We start from the raw sequence: 19,649 nt of genomic DNA on the forward strand, positions 1-19,649 counted from the left end.
TTTTTTTATGAGTAATACCACATTAGCAGACAAAATTCACGAAGCTTTAGATGAAATTCGCCCATTTCTTATTTCAGATGGAGGAGATATTGAACTTATCGAAATTAAAGATAACAAAGTCAAAATTAAATTTATAGGAGCCTGTTCAGATTGTTCTATCAATCAAAGTACGTTAAAACTTGGTGTTGAAACAACTATCAAAAAACATGTTCCCGAAATTGAAGAAGTAATCAGCGTTACTGAATAATTATACCTGATTTTTCTTATGGCTTAATAATTTTGGCAATAAGTTTGATTAGTTTTTTATAATTTTAACAAATTAATTTTATTTGTTTTAAACTAAAATAATTTGTTCATAAAAACTAAGATCCATGAAAAAAAAGTTATCTGTTTTTTTAGTTATTATAGTTTCTTTCTTTTATATTTCTGCCGATTCGGTATCTGATTCATCTCAGTTTAAGGATGGAGAATATTTACGATACAGACTTCATTACGGACTTTTGAATGCTGGTTATGCTACTTTGACTACCAGTGAAACTACTTTTAATGGTAAACCTCACTACCACGTAATTGGTGAAGGGTATTCTACCGGAGCTGTTAAAGTTTTTTTTAAAGTGGAAGACAGATATGAAACCTATATGGATAAATCAAATCTTCTTTCTTCTAAATTTATTCGAAAAATTAAAGAAGGTAGTTATGTAAGAGATCAAACTATGGTAATTGATCATAAGAATAAAAAACTGACTTATACAGATAATAGAAATAATACTTCAAAAAATTATAATTTCACTGGACAAATTCATGATATGCTTTCCGCATTTTATTATTTGAGAAATATGGATACGGATAATTATAAAACCGGTGATTTTATTACTTTAGATATTTTTTTGGACAATGAAGTTTTAAATTTTAAACTAAAAATTCTGGGCAGGGAAAACATGAAAACCAGTTTTGGCACAGTTAAATGTTTAAAAATAAGACCTTATGTTTTATCTGGAAGAGTTTTTAAAGAAAAAGAAAGTGTTACCATGTGGGTAACTGACGATTCTAATCATGTTCCTGTACAAATTAAGGCAGAATTAGCTGTAGGTTCTCTTAAAGCAGATTTGAGCAGCTATAAAAACCTGCAAAATCCAATAAATTTTACAAAAAAATAAATATTATCTTTCAAATATAATTTCACCTTTCTTTCCGGCAGTCCAAAGTGAACCTTTTTTAATAGCTTTAATTAGATTATTATCTAATGATTTACACAAAGATTTAACAATTTTAAAATCATTGGGAACTCCTTTTTCTGAAACGGAAAAATGTAAAATTAATACACCTTTCGCAGAATAGCATTTATCTTCTTTTGACAAAACTACTTGTTCCTTTAAATACTCGTTATAAAGTTCATTGCCTATTACCGGAACTGCTTCATACTGAACATTATCTATAATTATCGCACTTTTTGAAAGTGATAATAACTCTCTATCGGGATACTGTTCTTTATTATCTTTATTTAATGCTAAGTCATTATTTGATAAACTTCCTTTTTGCTGTAAAGCAGAATCTGTAGTTATTACTCCCAGGTTACCATCCAGACTTTTGTTATCTCTCCTCTCATTAATTCTACTTAATTTTTTAATCGGACTAGCTCTTAAAAATTTCTCAGATACATCTGGAACATTTTCTGTACTTATATCATCTTTATTAATACTGCTATACGAAGGTTCTAAATATGCCAAAGGCTCATTTAATGCTAAACTTTCATCTACCTTATTGGGCTTTGACTGATTTTTGTTTTTATTACTATAAGTACTGGTTTTTTCTTTTTTCTCATTATAAATTTTAGCTGTTCTTTCAGATTTTAATATAGATGACGGTTCATGTTCATACATGATTGATGGACTTGGCTTATTATCTTGTGGAAGTTGATAAGCTATGGTAGATTCTTGATTATTTGAATCATATAGTAAAAAAAGGGCTCCGATAGAAAATAATACTACGATACTGGCGGCTATATATAAATAGCTGGTATACGATTTTTTTGTTTTTGTTTTTTGATTTATCTGGGACTGTAAGCGTTTGATTGTATCCAAATGATCACCATTTATGGAATCATATCCATCTAAAGCATCTTGCAAAAAAGGATCAGTCATTGCATTACGCTCTATTTCATGTGCGTCCTTACCTCTTCGGTCTCCTTGTATGTAATCTAATAATTTTTTCACTTTAGATTTTTTTCTATACAAATTTTCAAATTTCTCTTTCCGTTCTGAATAAAACTTTTAACACTTTTTAACTGATTATTGGTTATATCAGCTATTTCTATGTAAGATTTTTCTTTAAAAAAAAATAAATTTACCGCCACTCTTTGAGGTGGAGGCAGTAATTCCATGCATTTTTCCAGGATTTTAAATCTATCTTCCTGCTCATCCTTCTCTTCTAATAGATGCACAATATCCTCAGATTCCATAATTTCACTATTAAAATCAACTACAATTTCTTTTTTAGAAGATCTGATTTCCTGAAGACAGTGATTTTTAGCAACTGAATATATCCAGGTTTTGAAGTTTAATACTGGGTAATTTAAAATTTTTGAAACTACATTTTCAAAAATCTGCATTACTGCGTCCTGAGCTTTGTCCTGATCTTTCAAATATTTAAGACATAAACCATAGATTAAAGGTATGTAACGATTATATAAACTACCAAAATATTCGGAATCCGAAGTTTCTTTATATTTTTTCAAAAGTTCTTCATCGGTAAAGCCTGCTATTTGTATCTTTTCTTTCAAAAATTTTTTCTTACAGTAATATACAAAAGTAACAAATATATCAGTCTTTAACACTGATTTTATCAGAGTATTATTTTGTGAATCTGTTTTAAACACTTAGTATTTTATTCAAAATGTAAATAAGCTGTTAAAAATGACAGGTTTTTTATTCTTTTATTTACAAATAAAAATTATCTTAGTAACTTGCGAAAAATTTTACCTAATGAAAAAACCACTTATAGCGTTTTCAATTTTATTTGCTTTAGTGTCATCCTCTATATTTAATTCATGTAAAAATGAAGAAAAATCTAAATTGCTGGATTCAGCCTCTGTAATCCCTGCAAAAGATACTCAAAATCTCTCCCTTGTCAATAAGCCGGGCTTTGTTCCCTCAATTATAGATACAACTTCAAAGACTCCTATTGCAGAAACAGGAATTTATAAATCAGAAGATAATACATACCATTTACGATATATCCTTGAAAAAGGAAAAGTATACCCTTTTAATACCCGGGAAACTAATACTCAAACTTTAACCATACGGGGAGAAAGCCAAACTATAAGTATGGAATCGAAAGAACCGCTTAGCTTTACCGTATTGGATATCAAAGATGGAAAATATGTTCTTCAAGTGCATATGGGTGGTAAAAAAGTTATTACTAAAGCTGATGGCCAGCAATCGGTTTTTGATACTAACGGACAAAAACCTTCAAATCCTGATCAGGCCAAAATGTGGAAAATATATAAAGCCATAAGTAATATAACTTTTACCATGAATATGGATATTTATGGTAATGTTTCTAACATTAACGGACTTGATGCTGTTTATTCCAAAGCAAAATCCGCATTAACAGGAGATCTTAAAGGGAAAGAACTTGATGATTTTGTTCAGGCATTTAAAAAAGGATTCAATGCAGAGATTTTTAAAGCTCAATTTGAAAGTTCAATCATGAAGTTTCCTTCTCAGGGATTGAAAATAGGAGAAAAATGGAATAATAATCCTTCAATGAAAGGAAAAGGATATAATGAACTGGTTAAAGTAGATGAAAATTATGCAGAAGTAAAATTACAGGGTAATATACCCAGCCAATCAGAATCTAAGGTCTTAGAAGGTGTAACCTATAAAATTTCTGTTAAGGGATTTCAGAATGGTAAAGTTACTATTGATACTAAATCCGGATGGATTACTAAGGGAGTATTTACTGTTTCGGTAACTGAAACCCGTTCTGCTAAAAAAGGAGAAGAATCAGAACAAGCCGTACAAAAAACAGTTAACAATACTTATATTAATTAATTAATCAATAATTACATAGGAAATGGGAAGATTAATTGAATTTATCTTATTTGCAGTAGTTGCTTATTTTGTGTTTAAATTTCTAAACAGACTTTTCAGCCCAACCCCATCCAATAATAAAAAAACATCCCAGTCTTTTCAATCTACAGAGCGAAAATCACCAGATAACTATTCTAAAAAAGATATAAAATGGGATGCTGAAACTGTTGATTATGAAGAAGTAGACACTAATAATAATAATGAAAAAAAATAGTTATATACTCCCTATTATAGGGTGTCTGGTAATTTTTACCATAATTTCTTTTGCATATTTCACCCCGCTTTTATCCGGTAAGTATATTTCTCAACCCGATATTATTCATTATAAGGGAGGAGCTCACGAACTTGAGGAATATAGAAAAGCACATGGTGAAGATACTTATTGGAGTAATTCAATGTTTGGTGGTATGCCTACTTATCAAATGGGTGCAAATTATCCTGCAGACATTATTAAAAGCCTGGATCGTTTATTGCGATATTTTCCAACTCCTGCTAACTACTTATTTTTACTTTTAAGCGGTTTTTTTCTACTTGGAATGGTATGGTTAAAAAACTGGAAATATGCACTTTTAGGAAGTATAATGTTTGCTTTTTCAACCTACTTTTTTATTATTATCGGAGCCGGGCATAATGCCAAAGTTCATACTGTTGCCTATTTTGCTCCATTTGTAGCAGGAGTATATTTACTATATGAAAAAAAATATGTTTGGGGTTTTATATTAACAACTCTGTTTTTATCTCTACAAATAGCAGCCAATCACCCCCAGATGACCTATTACCTTTTCATGGCACTGGCTATTTTTGGAATTATACAACTAATACAAACCATACAAACTAAAACATTTAAATCTTTTGGTATCTCAACCGGATTATTGTTATCTGCATTTATTTTTTCATTAGGCATGAATTCATCACGTCTGCTTTCCACTTACGAATATTCGAAAGAAACGACCCGGGGTAAATCAGAGCTTACCATAAATAAAGATAATACATCAAATACTAATCATGGATTAGATACTGATTATATAACCCACTGGAGTTATGGAATTTTAGAAACTGTAAATCTTTTTATTCCTAACTTTATGGGAGGTGGAAACAATGAGAAAAGTTTTAAACCTGAGCATCTTCAGCCCGCCTTACAGGAAAATATCAGATCGGAACAGGAGTATGCTAATTTTCAAAAATCTTTCAATGGTTCCTATTGGGGAGAACAGCCAGGTACTGTGGGTCCTGCTTATCAGGGTGCTGTAGTTATTTTTTTATCTGTTCTTGCATTATTTTTCTATAGGAGCAAATACAAATGGTGGTTATTAACAGCCACTCTATTAAGCTTTCTTCTTGCATGGGGTAAAAACTTCTCGGTCTTTACTGATTTTATGATTCAATATTTTCCGATGTATACTAAATTCAGAGCTGTTTCATCAGCCTTGGTTGTTGCTGAATTTACAATTCCATTACTTGCTTTGCTGGGTGTTTATTCTTATTTTAAAGATGAACAATTTTCAGCTGAATATAAAAAGAAATATCTTCTGATAATTTCAGGAATTGTTTTAGGAATTTTATTAATTTTTTACTTTTTCGGATTCTCTTTATTTAAATTTCATACCAATTTGGAAGGAGAAACCATAAGTTCAGCTATTCTTGAAGCCATTAGAAAAGACAGATATGAATTATTTGAAGCAGACGTTTTGCGAACCTTTATATTTGTATTACTAACTTCTGCATTTTTATATTTATCTCAGATTCGTCAGTTTAAATCTGAATATGTTGTTTTTGCCTTAGCAGCCCTTTCGCTTATTGATTTATGGGGAGTTAACAAACGTTATTTAAATGATGAGAATTTTGTAGATAAACAACTTTATAAAAATCCTTTTCCTACTGAAATAACGGAAAATCAGATGCAAAAAGCAGAATCAGATCCTGCACTCGCCCGTATTGTAAATGCTGTTCCTGTTAATCAGGTGCTGGAAGCCATCAAAGAAAAAGATCAGGCTCATTACAGAGTATATAATTTACTCTTAAGCCCTTTTAATGAAACCAATACTTCGTATTTTCACCAATCTATAGGAGGATACCATGGAGCTAAGCTTCAGCGTTACCAGGATATAATTGATTTTTATTTATCGGATAGCATTAATTTGCCTATTCTGGATATGCTAAACACTAAATACATTATTACAGCTGATTCTGTGATTAGACCAATTCCTAATCCTAATAATAATGGAAATGCTTGGTTTGTCAAAGATGTTATATTTGCAAAAAATGCTGATGAGGAAATTAGCATGCTTGGTAAAATAGATAATAAAAAACAGGCTGTTATTAACTCTAAGTTCCAAAAAGATTTATCTATCAGTCCTCTTAAAGATACTCTCTCTAGTATTGAATTGATTGAATATGAACCTAACCATCTTACATATTCTTCCAATAGTAAATCGGAACAACTGGCTGTATTTTCTGAAATTTACTATCCACATGGTTGGAACGCTTACATAGATGATAAACCGACCACTATTTATCAGGCGGATTATATTTTGAGAGCACTAAAAATACCAGCAGGAAAGCATACAATTAATTTTAAATTTGAACCATCTGTAATTCAAAAAGGTAAAATTATCACTTTACTATCTTTTGTGTTATTCATTATTTTAAGCGGAGGATTATTATTTTGGAAATATAAAAAAAATGAAATTGTAAAAACACCGTAAAATTTTAATATGGATAGGAAAATTTTAATAATTTCATACTACTGGCCACCAGCAGGAGGTCCGGGAGTTCAAAGATGGTTAAAATTTTCTAAATATCTTCCCGAATTCGGATATGAGCCTCATGTTTATATACCAAAAAACCCATCATATCCGATTGTTGATACTAGTTTACTTTCAGAAATTAGTCCGGAAGTAAAGATTATTAAAAAAAGTATTTGGGAACCTTATGGTATTGCTGAAAAATTATCTAAAAAAAATAAAGATTTTAAAGCAGGACAATTCGAGTCAAAAAAAAAGCAAGGAATATTATCGAGATTATCTGTTTTTATTCGGGGTAATTTTTTTATTCCAGATGCCCGAAAATTCTGGATTAAACCTTCCATTAAATATTTAGAAAAATATATCAAAAATAACCAGATTGATTTGATTATTACCAGCGGACCACCTCATAGTATGCATCTGATAGGTCTTGGTTTAAAAGAAAAAATGCCTAATATAAAGTGGATTGCTGATTTCAGGGATCCATGGACACAAATTTCTTATTATTCACAATTAAGTTTAACACAATATTCAGATAAAAAACATAAAAAGCTTGAAAGAAAGGTTATGAGCAATGCGGATATTGTTCTTTCAACAAGTTATTCTGATAAAGAAAATTTTGAAAAGCTTGGAGCTAAAGAAGTTTTTTGTATTACCAATGGATTTGATTCTGAAATTTTAGACGCAAATAGAAGTCAAAAAACTGATAAATTTACACTTGCATATATTGGAATGCTTGAAACTTTAAGAAATCCTGATAATTTATGGAAAGCTCTTGAAGTTTTATTAAAGCAACATCCGGATTTCAAAGCTGATTTTCAATTAAAGTTTGTTGGTAAAATTGCTGAATCTATACTTGATGATTTAGGAGATACAATTATAATTAATAATATGGTTAATAAAGGTTATTTAACCCATTTCGAATCTATTCAGGAAATGAATAATTCTAATATACTTTTAATAACCAACTTCCCTGAGGATAAATCTAAAGGAATTATACCAGGAAAGCTGTTTGAATATCTGGCTACTGGAAAAACTATTTTATCTATAGGACCTAAAGATTCCGATGTATCCAAAATAATAAATTACACACAGACAGGAGAACACTTTACTTATGATGAAATAGATAGTTTAAAATTTTTCTTACTAAGTGAGTATGAAAAATGGAAAAATCAGATTTATCCTATAACTTCAGAAAAAATAAACGATTTTCATAGAAAAAATTTAACTAAAAAATTAGTTCAGATTATTAAAAAATAACAAATCCTTTATTTTGAACTTACTTCATTGATCGCTTTTATAAATTTATCTATAATTATCTCCCATTGGTAATTTTCATTAACATACTTTTTTCCATTTTCACCCAACGTTATTTTTTCATTTTGTGACAAGGATAATATTTTTTTAATATATAATTTAAAATCTTCAAAGTTTGTATACGCAAAACCTGCTTTACTATTAATGATATGATCTTTTAACACTTCGCATTTAGCATTAGCTAAAACCGGAATGCCTATAGACATAGCTTCTAACGTTACCATAGAAAGACTTTCATATAATGATGGTATAATTAGAGCTTCAGAATTTTTTAAATAATTCCATTTTTCTTCTTCACTAATGAATCCTGTAAAAATTACATTATTGTGAGATTTTTCTTTCATAAAATTTTCACCAATCATAACTAACTTAAAATCTCTTCCTTTAAGATTTTTAAAGTTTTCAATTAACACATCACAACCTTTTCCCGAATCAATACGACCTATGTAAACAAAATACCTAAATTCTGGTATTGCCCATGTAGAATTAGGATTGAAAATTATATTTTTAAAACCAACTCCTGCAATATCTGATTTTATTTTCTTTGATTGAGGGTATGTTTTCTCAACCATATTTTTCTCTGATAACGTATTATACATTATAAATTTAGGTCGACTAAATAATTTTTTAAAACCCGTATAATAAAAAGGTAATTCATCATGTGCCGTTGGAATTAAAATACTTTTTTCTGATACTTCCCTAATTCCAAAATTTGTTGGATAATATAAATAAGTAAAAAAAATAACTGCTTTATATTTTTCTTTGTTATTTTTAAGATAATCAACAAGCCCACTGGTACATGGACCCTGTTCCTCTAACCATTGATCAAATATTTTATTATTATATCTGTATTGAAATCTTTTAATAGCAACATATAAAAAATTCAACAAATTCACTTTATATTTCAAATATTTTAGATTTTTGTATAAATATCTGGCATGTTTTTCTATTTTTCCTTTATTTTTATTATTAGTTTTAAATCTTAAAACATCTATATCGTCAATTGATTCTTTACCTTCATTATAATAATTTTTCCAATTAAAATATTCATAAGCACAGCTCGTTAATACTTCAACTTCATACTTTTCTTTTAAATGATTAACTAGTAATGAAGCATGCTGTTCGGCACCTCCATTAATTTCTTTGCCAAACCTTTGAACTACAATGGCTATTTTTTCTTTACCATCTTTCATAATAAAACTCAAAATTTTTCCTTTTAGATTACAGAATAATTTATTAAATTCTTTTCTTAATTTATTTTAAATTGTTTTTAAACAAAATGCACTTAGTTTCAATTCTATATTTTATTTTTTAAATCATAATAAGATTTGTTTAATATTAATCAATTTACCTTAAAATATTTACTAATTCTTTTTCCATTTTTTCAGTTGAAAAAGGATAAAGTGCTTTTTCTGAATTATTGCTTAATAGATTCCAAAGAGTTTCATTAGAGTACAGGTTAATTATTGAATCTGAAAACTCTTCTTTAGTATTGGCTATCAATGCTGTTTTCTCATTTTCTAAAAACATTCCTTCCGCACCAATATCAGTGGTTACTACAGGTAAAGAATATTCTAAACTTTGCCCTATTTTTCCTTTTACTCCGGCACCATATCTTAAAGGAGCAATAGATAGTTTTACTTTCGAAAACCATTTAGACACATCTTCTACATATCCTAAAAGAAAAAATCTTGGGTCTTCAAACTTTATTTTCTGCTCTTCTGTGCATTGTCCTATTATATATACGTTTAAATTTGGTAATCTCTTCCAGACTATTGGCATAATATCATTGTATAAATAATTGACGGCATCTAAATTAGGAGTATGTTTAAATCCTCCTATAAACAAAATTCCTTCACGATCGTTAAATGTTATTGCCTTATCAAGAGGTTTAATTTCATGAATATTACTTATGATATTAATTTTATTAGCACTATAACCTAAATTAACTACTTCTTGTTTTTCTTTTTCACTAATGGCAATTATTCGATCAGATAAATTTAAGGCATTCAATTCCTGAGCTTTTACCTTTTCGATATTTTTTAATCTTTTTTCAGTAGGCTCAAGGAATTCAAGTTCTCTTTGCAATCGCAAATAATGCAAATCTAACATGTCATATATAACCTCAGATTTAAAATTATATTTATCTAATTTTTTATACCAATGGTCAAAACATTCTGGTCTAAAAATCCATATAAAATCAGTAATTGGTGCTATTTCCTTTAGTTGAACCTTCTCTTTATTTAATCTGTTTTTCTTGTCTAAAAAAGTTCTAATAATCTCTACACCTAAATTTTCAAAATATTTTACATATTTTTCATCAAATTCTAAACTAATATCCGTAAAAGCTAAGTATATTTTATAATTATGCTTTACTAAAATTTTGATCATTTCCGTAAACCTTCTTGATCCAGAATCTAAATCGTACTTCGGTAGTATTTGTTCAAAAATCAATATAGTTTTTATATAATTCTTATCAAGTTTTGTGTAGTTCTTATTATTACTTACATAGTATCTTGGGGTTTTATATTTATCACCCCATCTGTTTTTAAATGTTTCTCTGTTCTTATCGATCAATTTATCTTTTGTAGTATTTCCATTTGAATATGACATATTTTCAAAATGCACGATTTTAGATAGTGGTTGGTAATATATTTCTAATCCTTGTTCAAATTTTAATCTTGAACACAAATCTGTTTCTTCGTAATAAGCAGGAGCATAAGATACATCAAGCAGGTTTAAATCTCCATTTGAGTTAACTCTTTTAAAAAGCAAACTACAACCTGAACAATAGTCTACTTTTCTTAAAAAGTTATAGTGAGGGTTTTCAACCACATCCAAATATCCTAAATTTACTATTTCACAGTTATCAAATATCAAGCATCCTGCCTCTTGTAATCTACCATTTGGATATATAAGCATTGAACCTACCGCTCCTACATCTTTTTTATTGGAAAATACATTTAACAAACTTGATAAGAAATCCTTTTGAACTTCCGTATCATTATTCAACAGATATACATATTCACCTTTGGCTATACTTATTCCATTATTGATACTCAGTAGAAAACCTTCATTTTTTTCATTATTTACGAGTCGTATACCTTTGATTTTTTCTAAATATCTTAAAGAATCATCTATGCTGTTATCATTTATAACAATAATTTCAACTTTAAAGTTTTTATCCAAATTTGAATAAATAGAATATAAACAATTTAAGGTGAACTTAATCTGGTTATATACAGGAATAATAATACTTACAAGAGGTTTTGATTCATCTGTGAACTCAAAAATATTGGTATCAAAGAAATTTAAATCAAAACTGTTAATCTTAATTTTAAGTCTGTTATTTTTTAGTCTTTTTATTTTTTTTCTGTTTTCAAAAAAGTTTTTAATCATCCCCTAGTAATTAAATTTTTTATTTTTAACTTATCGTAATTTAAAAATTTCATCAACCCATTCATCAATTGTATATTTTGATAAGATACATTTATCAATAGGAACATATGATTTGTTAAAAAAATCAGAATTAATATTAATATTATCTTTTTCGATTATCATAATGTTATTTTCATTATAAAAATCATAATCTTTTATCGAACGATTCGTTGTTATAATTTTTTTGGATTGTGACAATGCTTCAAAAAAACGGAAGGACAATCCTTCTTGCCCTGGAACATTTACATCTAAAATAGCCATAGATTCTGATGCCAATTTTTTAACTTCTTCCAAAGAAATATATTTTTTTGTATAAATAATATTTTCAATTTTCTTATGATTTTTACTTATTGTACCTACAATTCTAATGTAAAATTTGTAATTATTTTCATTCAATTTTTTAGCTATTCTTTCAATTAAAGGAGCTCTATTATCATTTGAACTCACATTAAAAAGATAATATTGAAAATTATTTGAAGGCTTTTCTATTTTACCATAAATATAATTTGTAATAAAAATATAGCCATATTTTAAACAATCTTTTTTCTCAAATGAATAAACACGATCAAATTTATCTGAAACTTGAAGAATTCTAGGGAATTTTGATACACTATCATAATGATAAGCTATAAATTGATTAGTATGATTTCTTAATACACGAAGAGACTCATTTGTCAAAAGATCTGCTCTTATTACCAATATGGAATCTTGTTTGCCTATTTTAACGAGTGCTTTTTCAATTGCATTTTTTTGATATTTTATTTTATTGTTTTGAGAAAATAAAAGTTTTGAGAAAAAATTTAAAATTCTATAAAAAATATTAGGGTATTTTACTTTTAATGATTTCAAATTAATATGATGTACATCAAATCCTTTTTTAATTAATGACTTAACAATGTAGGAATCATAGCCATTAAAATCCATACTTACAAGTGTAATCTTCATTTTCAATGCTAAAAAATGCTTTTCAATTGTTTTTCAAAATTAGATTCCTCGTTTAGTATTTGTTCTTTATAATCAATAAAATCTTTAATACTTGAGCTATAATTATTCATTACAAACTCTATACTTTCATTAATTTGAGGTATCAAACTTTCTGAGTACTCGAATTTATATTTTTCAGGAATATTTAAATCTTCTTGATATTTAGAAGAACCTCCTTTACCTGATATTATAGCGCAATCCATAAGTGCTGATTCTCTTAGCATTCTATCACGTCCCGGATTATAACCAAAATCAATATATAATTTTGATTTTTTCATAATTTCAGAAACTTCTTCAGGCGTCATCTTCTCTATAGGAATCCATTGGTATGACAAATTGTAATTTTTTATTTTATCAATTTGCTTTTTACCTTTTTTAGGATTATAAATGATAATATCTTCTTTAATTTTGGAAATATCTCCCTGAAGTATTGCCTTTTTTGTAAATACAGGATTCATATAATCGCATACTCTGTCTATCTTAGATTCTAATACCCCTTTATCTAAAAGATATAAATAAGAACGATAAGATTGTGCCCAGTGAAATACATCAGATCTGTTTTCTAGGCCGTATTCAATTTCCTCTTTTTTTCCTACTATATACTTAGAAAAATAAAATTTTAATCCCCGATGTCTATTTTTCTTACAAATCTCATAAAAATCAACACTTAACCACCAGATAATTTTCTGTATATTGGGATAATGTGAAACATAATGAGTTAATGATTCTGGTATTATTAAAATATTATTTTTATCATCTATAACCTCTAAAGCTTCTTTTGTATCGTAGATTGTATAAGATGAAGGCTTAGGAGATTTATTTGATTTTTTATTTATATAAACCATTTGAGCATTATACTTCAACACTGTCCTTAGTTTATGACTCAGTTGATGAAGAGCTTCTGGTCCTCCAGTAGAGCTATTTGCAGGACAAATAATATATATTGTTGTTTTTGAATCTATATTCATTGATATTTTAAACTTCGGTAAAATTAAATCAAAAATAACATATAAGCTAATATTTACAAATATTGTAATAAATTTACAATTGAATCAGTAATTTATAAAAAAAATGCTTGGATTTGAAAATTTAAAAAACTTAATATTTACTTCTTATGCACAAAAGATAACTAAAGATAAAACAATTTATCCTTATAAAATATCATTAGAATATATTCTATCGGATTACACTTTGATAAATAATACAAATTTATTAGAAGAACTAACTAAATTTATTAGCAATTTTAATGAGGTTGTTATTAAGTCCAACCAAGTTTTTTCATTTTGCAAAATTTTTGATACTTCTAAACCTACAAATCCTATTCTTGTACATTTAGTATCCAGTATTATTTATCAGCTGGCATTAACCTGTAATGTTGAGATAAAAGAAAGACATCATTTTAAATATGATTTATATTCCGATAAAAATCGCTTATTTCCGTTAGGTGCTGATGCTGATATAGATTATGGAACAAAAGATTTAAGATTTAAAAATAGATATCCTTTCCCTGTAAAATTAAGACTTGAATTATCTGAAAATAAATTAAGAGGAGAAATAGTATCAAAAGAAAAAATTAATTATTCAGAAATTAACTTTAAAAAGATTAATCATAAAAATTGTATTGAAATTTTCACCCGGGTTAACAAAAGAACTGTTGCTGTCTCAATATATAAATTAAATTCAATATAAAAGTAAAAAGGATCTCAATCAATTGATTAAGATCCTTTTTTACTTTGTTAAATTATATCTTATAATTTTTCAAATACTAAAACCGTTTTACCGTTTGCTAAAATTGAGAGACTATTACCTTCCTCGTTAACTTCAGTAGCTGTTGATAAAGTATTTATAAATAAAGATTCATTTGAATTGTCACAAGATAGTTCTGTAAGAGATACTCTTGATATTCCTATTATATTATTATCTCTTAGGTAATAAGCTGTAAATTTATTGCAACCAGTAGTTCCATAAATTTGTTTCCAGAAATCATCAAATCTCATCATAGGCGAATCTGTGAATAATTCAGTAGCTTTCTGATTGTTAATTGATATCAATTTCCATTTAATAACACTTTCATCTCCCAGATAAACCATTATTTTATCTAATTTGGTTTTATTCTGCGGATGAACTGATGCTTTGGCTTTTTGAGAAGTCTTTGCTTGCTTTTTTACATTCTTTTTGGATATTTTTTTAGTTCCTGAACAATTTACAAAGAAAAGTAAGGTTAAAAGAGCTAAACAAATAAAATTAAAATTGAATAAACGTTGTTTCATAATTGATAGCTAATAATTATAATGTTAAAAAATTCATTGACACAATATGAGAAGGTAAAGTTATAAAAAAACATAACAGATCCTAATTAATTTTATTAAATTTTATCTGATTATTTAGGTTGTTAAATGTGCAAAATTTATTAAATATTAATTTTATATTTAAAATTATCTATTTTAGGGAGCTTATATATTATTTTCATCACAATTTCAGTCTTTAATCTGAAAAACTTAAACTAATTAATTTATTGAAATTTGAGCTCATATCCATTATCTTTGCATTCAGCAATATGAATTTAACCTTACGGTAGGATTATACCTACCAATATTATTATATGACTATACCAGGTTTACTAACTAAGATGATTACTGAATATGCAAATCCTATTCAGTATTACCTGAATTTTGATGATGAAATAATTTCAGTTAATCAACTTTTAGAAATAAAAATAAAAATTGAATTTAGTCATTATCAGTGTCTCGGATGTGGACAAGATTTAGAAATATTTGCTATGGGTTACTGTAAAAATTGTTATTTTAATTTAGCTCAGGCTGGAGACTGGATAGTAAGACCTGAATTATCAAAAGCTCATCTGGACATAGAAGACAGAAATATTGAGATTGAAAAACAAGCACAATTACAGCCTCATATAGTTTATCTAGCTAATTCAGGCGGAATAAAAGTTGGTGTTACAAGAAAATCACAGGTTCCAACCCGTTGGATAGATCAAGGGGCTGAATTTGCTCTTAAAATCGCTGAAACAGAAAACAGATATGAAGCAGGAATGATTGAAGTAGCCTTAAAAAGTCAAATATCTGATAAAACAAACTATAGAAAAATGTTGATCAATAATGTAGAGCTTTTGGATTTATCAAAAGTAAAAAACAGTTTATTTGATTTTATTCCTAAGGAATATCAGCATTTTGTTACCGAAGATAATCAAATGTTTCAGATTCATTATCCTGTTTTAAAGTATCCTTCTAAAATCAAATCCATTAATTTAAAAAAAATACCTGAATTTGAAGGGGTACTTATCGGTATTAAAGGTCAATATTTACTGTTTGAGAATAACTTGGTATTTAATGTCAGAAGCCATGAAGGATTTGTTATAAATCTCAACATATCCTGATTGCCTAAATTTAAATTTTCATATATATTTCAATTAATTTTATTAAGATTAAATTTTACTAATATCTCAATGAATAATTAATATAAAAAATCAATTTTATACTTATAATATAAAGTTGTCTGTTTTTTCTAATTATTTATTATTAGATTTGTATTAATAATTACAAGCTATGGCTGAATATAAAATGGTATTACCTCCTATGGGGGAAGGAGTAATGGAAGCTACCATTACCGGTTGGGTTAAAAATGAAGGAGATTATATTAATGAGGATGAAACTATTATTGAAATAGCCACGGATAAGGTTGATTCGGACGTTCCTTCGCCTGTATCGGGTAAATTGATAAAAAAACTTAAAGACGTGAATGATACCTGTAATATAGGTGAAGCATTTGCAATTCTGGAAGTGGAAGGTGTTTCTTCTGAAGATTCATTGGAAGATAAAAGTATTACTACATCCATTTCAGAATCTGAAACTATAAATAGTGAAAAAATAATCAAGGAAACTGTTAACGAACTCGAAAAGCCCTTAACTAAAGTACTTCAGGATCAGGATGATATACATGCAAAGGATAAATTCTATTCTCCTTTGGTTAAAGCTATATGTAAAGAAGAAAATATAACTCCGGAGGAGCTTGGCAACATTCAAGGAAGTGGTTTAAACGGAAGAATTACAAAAGAAGATATTCTTACTTATGTAAAAAACAGGGCAAAATCTTCTCAAAATTCCATATCAAATGAAAATAATTCATTCATTACAACCGAATCCGTAAACAATAAATCCTACCCGGTACATGCCTGTGCAGAAGATGAAGTAATAGAGATGGATCGTATGCGTAAACTCATTGCTGAGAATATGCTAAACAGTAAGAGGATATCTCCTCATGTCACTTCATTTGTTGAAGCTGATGTGACCAACATTGTACTATGGAGAAATAAATATAAAGATATATTTTATAAAAAAGAAGGAGAGAAATTAACCTTTACTCCTATATTTATACAAGCCATTGTCAAGGCTATTAAAGATTTCCCAATGATCAACATTTCCGTAGAAGGAAACACAATCATTAAAAAGAAAAATATTAATATAGGAATGGCTACTGCCTTAAGCGACGGTAATTTAATCGTACCCGTTATTAAAAATGCTAATCAATTGAGCTTGTCAGGCTTAGCTAAAACAATAAATGATTTAGCTAACAGAGCCCGAAAAAACAGCCTTAAACCTGAAGATGTAAAAGGAGGTACTTATACTCTTTCAAATATTGGCAGTTTTGGAAATATTGCAGGTACACCCATTATTAATCAGCCGGAAGTTGCTATTATGGTTGTGGGCAGCATTGTTAAAAAACCTGCTGTTATAGAAACTCCTCAGGGAGATTTAATTGGTATCAGACATAAAATGATTTTGTCTCATACCTATGACCATCGTGTAATTGATGGGGCACTTGGAGGAATGTTTGTGAAAAGAGTTTCTGATTATCTTGAAAATTTTGATATAAATACGGAAGTTTAAATATTTTAAAACTATTGTTCTTATAAAATATAATAATCATGAATAAATTTTCATTAGTATTTTTTACATTACTTTTTATATCCAGTTGTTCAGATAATAAAAAAACAATTAATCCTTTAATCTCAAATCAAGATTCTGTTACTTCAGCTCAATCTATTTATGGGACATATTCAGGAGAAATTTCTTGTGACGACTGTGAAAGTGTTGTTTTAACTATTATGGATAATCATCATTATTCTTTGACTATACATCTGATTGGGGAAGAAAAATCTTCCCAAAGTACTATTAAAGAGGAAGGAATATATACATGGAATGCTGATAAAACCATATTATCTTTAGACAAATTTAATTTTAAGTTTAAAGTTGATCATGGTAAGCTTTATTATCTCGATCACAATATAACAATCAATGAAGATGAAGTTCTTATAAAAAAATAATAACTAAAAAAAACAAATATCCGGACAGATATTTGTTTTTTTTAGTTTGATTATTTACCAATAGTTATTGGTATTTTTCCTTGAGCTTTTAAACTTCCATCCAGAATATTGATAATTGATGTTTGAGTATAGTTGTTATTCTGATAAGTCAAAAAAATATTTTTTATGTGATCCAGGTTAATTCCGTTTAAACTGTAAGGACTAATGAAATTACATAATGTAGTTGAATATTTTTTAGATAAGCTGTTTATGGCATTTTTTGATACATTTGATAATTTGTGTGAATAATAAACTGTGGTTTCGGTATCTTTAAAAATACCTATGATCAATTCAAATTCTTTAGAATCATATTTTCCACTCGATAGCTGCTCTAAAGTTACCTGCTGAAGTATAGGGTATTTTTCTTTTAAATTTCTATAAAATAAATGGTAATCTCCATCTTCGAGTGGTAAAAACAGGTATTTTTTCTTTTTATTTAAAGGATAATGATTCTTATCGGTTTTTAATTCTGTTAATGCAGCTGTAAAAACCTTCTCTTTTAAAACCTCAGATTCTTTATCGTTTAAATCTTTTATAAGGTTGGTTTCAGAAATTGGTTGATAATTACACAATCCTGCATGGTATTTAGCAAATAATATTTTTTTAACACTTTCCTCCAGTCGGCTCATAGGTATTTCTCCTTTTACAAGTGCATCTTTAATTTTTTCTTTCCCTGTTTTAACTCCTTGGGAAAATAGTAATATATCATTTCCTGCTTTAAATGCAAGATAATCCATTTCTCCAAAAGGAAAATTTTTAGCTACTCCCTGCATATTCAGTGCATCTGTAATGATCATACCTTTGTAACCGAGACGCTCCTTTAATAATTTAGTAATAATTTCATAGGATAAAGAAGCTGGTATTTTTTTATTTTTCTCATAAGCAGGTACATTTAAATGGGCTACCATAATACCCTCTATATTTTTCTTAATAAGTTCTCTAAAAGGATATAACTCCAATGAATCGAATCTTGCACGTGAATGATTTAATACGGGCATTCCTAAATGACTGTCTACATCAGTATCGCCATGACCTGGGAAATGCTTGGCAGATGAAAGAATTTTTTGACTCTGTAAACCTTCTATGTAGGCATTAGCTTTTCTTACAACGTTATATTTATCAGAACCGAACGAGCGGTTTCCTATGATAGGATTGTTGGGATTGATATTGATATCTACTACAGGAGCAAAATCCCAATTTATACCTGCACGTTTACAATGCTTGGCAATCTTAGTAGCTACTTGATATACTAATGTATCATTGGTAAGAGCTCCTAATGTCATAGCCCAGGGGAATTTTATTGTTTCAGAAAAACGCTGAGCCAGCCCCCACTCTCCATCTACACCTATCAGTAAGGGTACTTTTACATTATTTTGCAATTTATTTACCCAGCGAACCTGTTTAAGAATATCATCCTGCATTAATATCAATCCTCCGATATGCTCTTTCTCAACCAAATGTGTAACTTCTTCTATATGTTTTGAATCTTTGTTTACATAGGCTGCAACTATAAATAGCTGAGCTATCTTATCATCCAAAGTAAGTGAATTATAAGTTGAGTCTACCCATGCAGAAGCTTTTTTTTGTTCATTTATAGTGATAACTTTATCTGCATGCTTTTGAGAATAAGAGCTCCCTGATAATAAAAATATGCAAAATAAACTGATTACGTTTTTCATTGATAGATATTTT

18 protein-coding genes are annotated in these 19,649 nt (G+C 28.3%); 10 read left to right on the forward strand and 8 right to left on the reverse strand.

Annotated features, from left to right (window positions below):
• Positions 1–7: 7 nt before the first annotated feature.
• Both EOV51_RS12985 and EOV51_RS12990 read left to right on the forward strand, forming a co-directional pair.
• Positions 8–247: a NifU family protein gene (locus tag EOV51_RS12985; protein WP_128152959.1), complete on the forward strand. Its 240-nt coding sequence runs from the start codon at positions 8–10 to the stop codon at positions 245–247.
• Between the two features lie 124 nt (positions 248–371).
• Positions 372–1,157: a DUF3108 domain-containing protein gene (locus EOV51_RS12990; protein WP_128152960.1), complete on the forward strand. Its 786-nt coding sequence runs from the start codon at positions 372–374 to the stop codon at positions 1,155–1,157.
• Between the two features lie 3 nt (positions 1,158–1,160).
• Here EOV51_RS12990 and EOV51_RS12995 read toward each other — a convergent pair whose 3' ends face one another.
• The gene (locus tag EOV51_RS12995; protein ID WP_128152961.1) at positions 1,161–2,213 is read right to left on the reverse strand and encodes a hypothetical protein; all 1,053 of its coding nucleotides are present in this window, start codon (positions 2,211–2,213) and stop codon (positions 1,161–1,163) included.
• Positions 2,210–2,779: an RNA polymerase sigma factor gene (locus EOV51_RS13000; protein ID WP_128152962.1), complete on the reverse strand. Its 570-nt coding sequence runs from the start codon at positions 2,777–2,779 to the stop codon at positions 2,210–2,212. Before EOV51_RS13000 ends, EOV51_RS12995 begins: the two co-directional genes overlap by 4 nt.
• A gap of 202 nt (positions 2,780–2,981) precedes the next feature.
• On the opposite strand from EOV51_RS13000, the gene EOV51_RS13005 reads away from it, so the two are divergent.
• The 4 genes from EOV51_RS13005 to EOV51_RS13020 are packed head-to-tail and all read left to right on the forward strand — an operon-like array spanning position 2,982 to position 8,095.
• Positions 2,982–4,052, forward strand: coding sequence for a DUF6263 family protein (locus tag EOV51_RS13005; protein WP_128152963.1), 1,071 nt, complete (start codon positions 2,982–2,984; stop codon positions 4,050–4,052).
• A gap of 22 nt (positions 4,053–4,074) precedes the next feature.
• On the forward strand, positions 4,075–4,305 hold the full coding sequence (locus EOV51_RS13010; RefSeq protein WP_128152964.1) for a hypothetical protein: 231 nt from the start codon (positions 4,075–4,077) through the stop codon (positions 4,303–4,305).
• Complete coding sequence (locus EOV51_RS13015; RefSeq protein WP_128152965.1) at positions 4,292–6,796, forward strand: YfhO family protein; 2,505 nt, start codon at positions 4,292–4,294, stop codon at positions 6,794–6,796. The genes EOV51_RS13010 and EOV51_RS13015 overlap by 14 nt, the downstream gene beginning before the upstream one ends.
• Positions 6,797–6,805: 9 nt before the next feature.
• A complete protein-coding gene (locus EOV51_RS13020; protein ID WP_128152966.1) occupies positions 6,806–8,095 on the forward strand; it encodes a glycosyltransferase family protein in 1,290 nt (429 codons plus the stop codon).
• 8 nt (positions 8,096–8,103) lie between these two features.
• Here EOV51_RS13020 and EOV51_RS13025 read toward each other — a convergent pair whose 3' ends face one another.
• The 4 genes from EOV51_RS13025 to EOV51_RS13040 all read right to left on the reverse strand — a co-directional run bounded on the left by EOV51_RS13025 (position 8,104) and on the right by EOV51_RS13040 (position 13,542).
• The gene (locus tag EOV51_RS13025; RefSeq protein WP_128152967.1) at positions 8,104–9,345 is read right to left on the reverse strand and encodes a glycosyltransferase family 4 protein; all 1,242 of its coding nucleotides are present in this window, start codon (positions 9,343–9,345) and stop codon (positions 8,104–8,106) included.
• A 154-nt stretch (positions 9,346–9,499) separates the two neighbouring features.
• A complete protein-coding gene (locus tag EOV51_RS13030) occupies positions 9,500–11,551 on the reverse strand; it encodes a glycosyltransferase (protein ID WP_128152968.1) in 2,052 nt (683 codons plus the stop codon).
• Positions 11,552–11,581: 30 nt separating this feature from the next.
• Positions 11,582–12,535, reverse strand: coding sequence for a hypothetical protein (locus EOV51_RS13035; RefSeq protein ID WP_128152969.1), 954 nt, complete (start codon positions 12,533–12,535; stop codon positions 11,582–11,584).
• An 8-nt stretch (positions 12,536–12,543) separates the two neighbouring features.
• The gene (locus EOV51_RS13040; RefSeq protein WP_128152970.1) at positions 12,544–13,542 is read right to left on the reverse strand and encodes a hypothetical protein; all 999 of its coding nucleotides are present in this window, start codon (positions 13,540–13,542) and stop codon (positions 12,544–12,546) included.
• Positions 13,543–13,645: 103 nt separating this feature from the next.
• Here EOV51_RS13040 and EOV51_RS13045 point away from each other — a divergent pair, with 103 nt between their 5' ends.
• Complete coding sequence (locus tag EOV51_RS13045) at positions 13,646–14,263, forward strand: VanW family protein (RefSeq protein ID WP_128152971.1); 618 nt, start codon at positions 13,646–13,648, stop codon at positions 14,261–14,263.
• Positions 14,264–14,322: 59 nt separating this feature from the next.
• Here EOV51_RS13045 and EOV51_RS13050 read toward each other — a convergent pair whose 3' ends face one another.
• A complete protein-coding gene (locus EOV51_RS13050) occupies positions 14,323–14,844 on the reverse strand; it encodes an META domain-containing protein (protein WP_128152972.1) in 522 nt (173 codons plus the stop codon).
• A 332-nt stretch (positions 14,845–15,176) separates the two neighbouring features.
• Between EOV51_RS13050 and EOV51_RS13055 the strand changes: the two genes are divergently transcribed.
• From EOV51_RS13055 to EOV51_RS13065, 3 genes are all read left to right on the forward strand, one after another.
• Positions 15,177–15,971 carry a DUF2797 domain-containing protein gene (locus EOV51_RS13055; protein ID WP_128152973.1) on the forward strand — a complete coding sequence of 265 codons (795 nt, stop codon included), beginning with the start codon at positions 15,177–15,179 and terminating at the stop codon, positions 15,969–15,971.
• Positions 15,972–16,140: 169 nt separating this feature from the next.
• Positions 16,141–17,481 (forward strand): dihydrolipoamide acetyltransferase family protein, encoded by a 1,341-nt coding sequence (locus EOV51_RS13060; RefSeq protein WP_128152974.1) that lies wholly within the window; start codon positions 16,141–16,143, stop codon positions 17,479–17,481.
• Between the two features lie 38 nt (positions 17,482–17,519).
• Positions 17,520–17,918 carry a copper resistance protein NlpE N-terminal domain-containing protein gene (locus tag EOV51_RS13065; RefSeq protein WP_128152975.1) on the forward strand — a complete coding sequence of 133 codons (399 nt, stop codon included), beginning with the start codon at positions 17,520–17,522 and terminating at the stop codon, positions 17,916–17,918.
• A 50-nt stretch (positions 17,919–17,968) separates the two neighbouring features.
• On the opposite strand, the gene EOV51_RS13070 is transcribed toward EOV51_RS13065, so the two are convergent.
• Entirely contained in the window at positions 17,969–19,636 is a 1,668-nt protein-coding gene (locus EOV51_RS13070; protein ID WP_128152976.1) for a glycoside hydrolase family 3 protein, read from the reverse strand.
• Positions 19,637–19,649: the final 13 nt, after the last annotated feature.

It is taken from the genome of Apibacter raozihei (assembly GCF_004014855.1).
Classification (GTDB): Bacteria; Bacteroidota; Bacteroidia; order Flavobacteriales; family Weeksellaceae; genus Apibacter; species Apibacter raozihei.

Excerpts from the sequence above, each read along its gene's own strand:
- EOV51_RS12985 (WP_128152959.1), top strand. The coding sequence starts at position 8 with ATGAGTAATACCACATTAGCAGACAAAATTCACGAAGCTTTAGATGAA.
- EOV51_RS12990 (WP_128152960.1), top strand. The coding sequence starts at position 372 with ATGAAAAAAAAGTTATCTGTTTTTTTAGTTATTATAGTTTCTTTCTTT.
- EOV51_RS13005 (WP_128152963.1), top strand. The coding sequence starts at position 2,982 with ATGAAAAAACCACTTATAGCGTTTTCAATTTTATTTGCTTTAGTGTCA.
- EOV51_RS13010 (WP_128152964.1), top strand. The coding sequence starts at position 4,075 with ATGGGAAGATTAATTGAATTTATCTTATTTGCAGTAGTTGCTTATTTT.
- EOV51_RS13015 (WP_128152965.1), top strand. The coding sequence starts at position 4,292 with ATGAAAAAAAATAGTTATATACTCCCTATTATAGGGTGTCTGGTAATT.
- EOV51_RS13020 (WP_128152966.1), top strand. The coding sequence starts at position 6,806 with ATGGATAGGAAAATTTTAATAATTTCATACTACTGGCCACCAGCAGGA.
- EOV51_RS13025 (WP_128152967.1), bottom strand. The coding sequence starts at position 9,345 with ATGAAAGATGGTAAAGAAAAAATAGCCATTGTAGTTCAAAGGTTTGGC.
- EOV51_RS13030 (WP_128152968.1), bottom strand. The coding sequence starts at position 11,551 with ATGATTAAAAACTTTTTTGAAAACAGAAAAAAAATAAAAAGACTAAAA.
- EOV51_RS13035 (WP_128152969.1), bottom strand. The coding sequence starts at position 12,535 with ATGAAGATTACACTTGTAAGTATGGATTTTAATGGCTATGATTCCTAC.
- EOV51_RS13040 (WP_128152970.1), bottom strand. The coding sequence starts at position 13,542 with ATGAATATAGATTCAAAAACAACAATATATATTATTTGTCCTGCAAAT.
- EOV51_RS13045 (WP_128152971.1), top strand. The coding sequence starts at position 13,646 with ATGCTTGGATTTGAAAATTTAAAAAACTTAATATTTACTTCTTATGCA.
- EOV51_RS13050 (WP_128152972.1), bottom strand. The coding sequence starts at position 14,844 with ATGAAACAACGTTTATTCAATTTTAATTTTATTTGTTTAGCTCTTTTA.
- EOV51_RS13055 (WP_128152973.1), top strand. The coding sequence starts at position 15,177 with ATGACTATACCAGGTTTACTAACTAAGATGATTACTGAATATGCAAAT.
- EOV51_RS13060 (WP_128152974.1), top strand. The coding sequence starts at position 16,141 with ATGGCTGAATATAAAATGGTATTACCTCCTATGGGGGAAGGAGTAATG.
- EOV51_RS13065 (WP_128152975.1), top strand. The coding sequence starts at position 17,520 with ATGAATAAATTTTCATTAGTATTTTTTACATTACTTTTTATATCCAGT.
- EOV51_RS13070 (WP_128152976.1), bottom strand. The coding sequence starts at position 19,636 with ATGAAAAACGTAATCAGTTTATTTTGCATATTTTTATTATCAGGGAGC.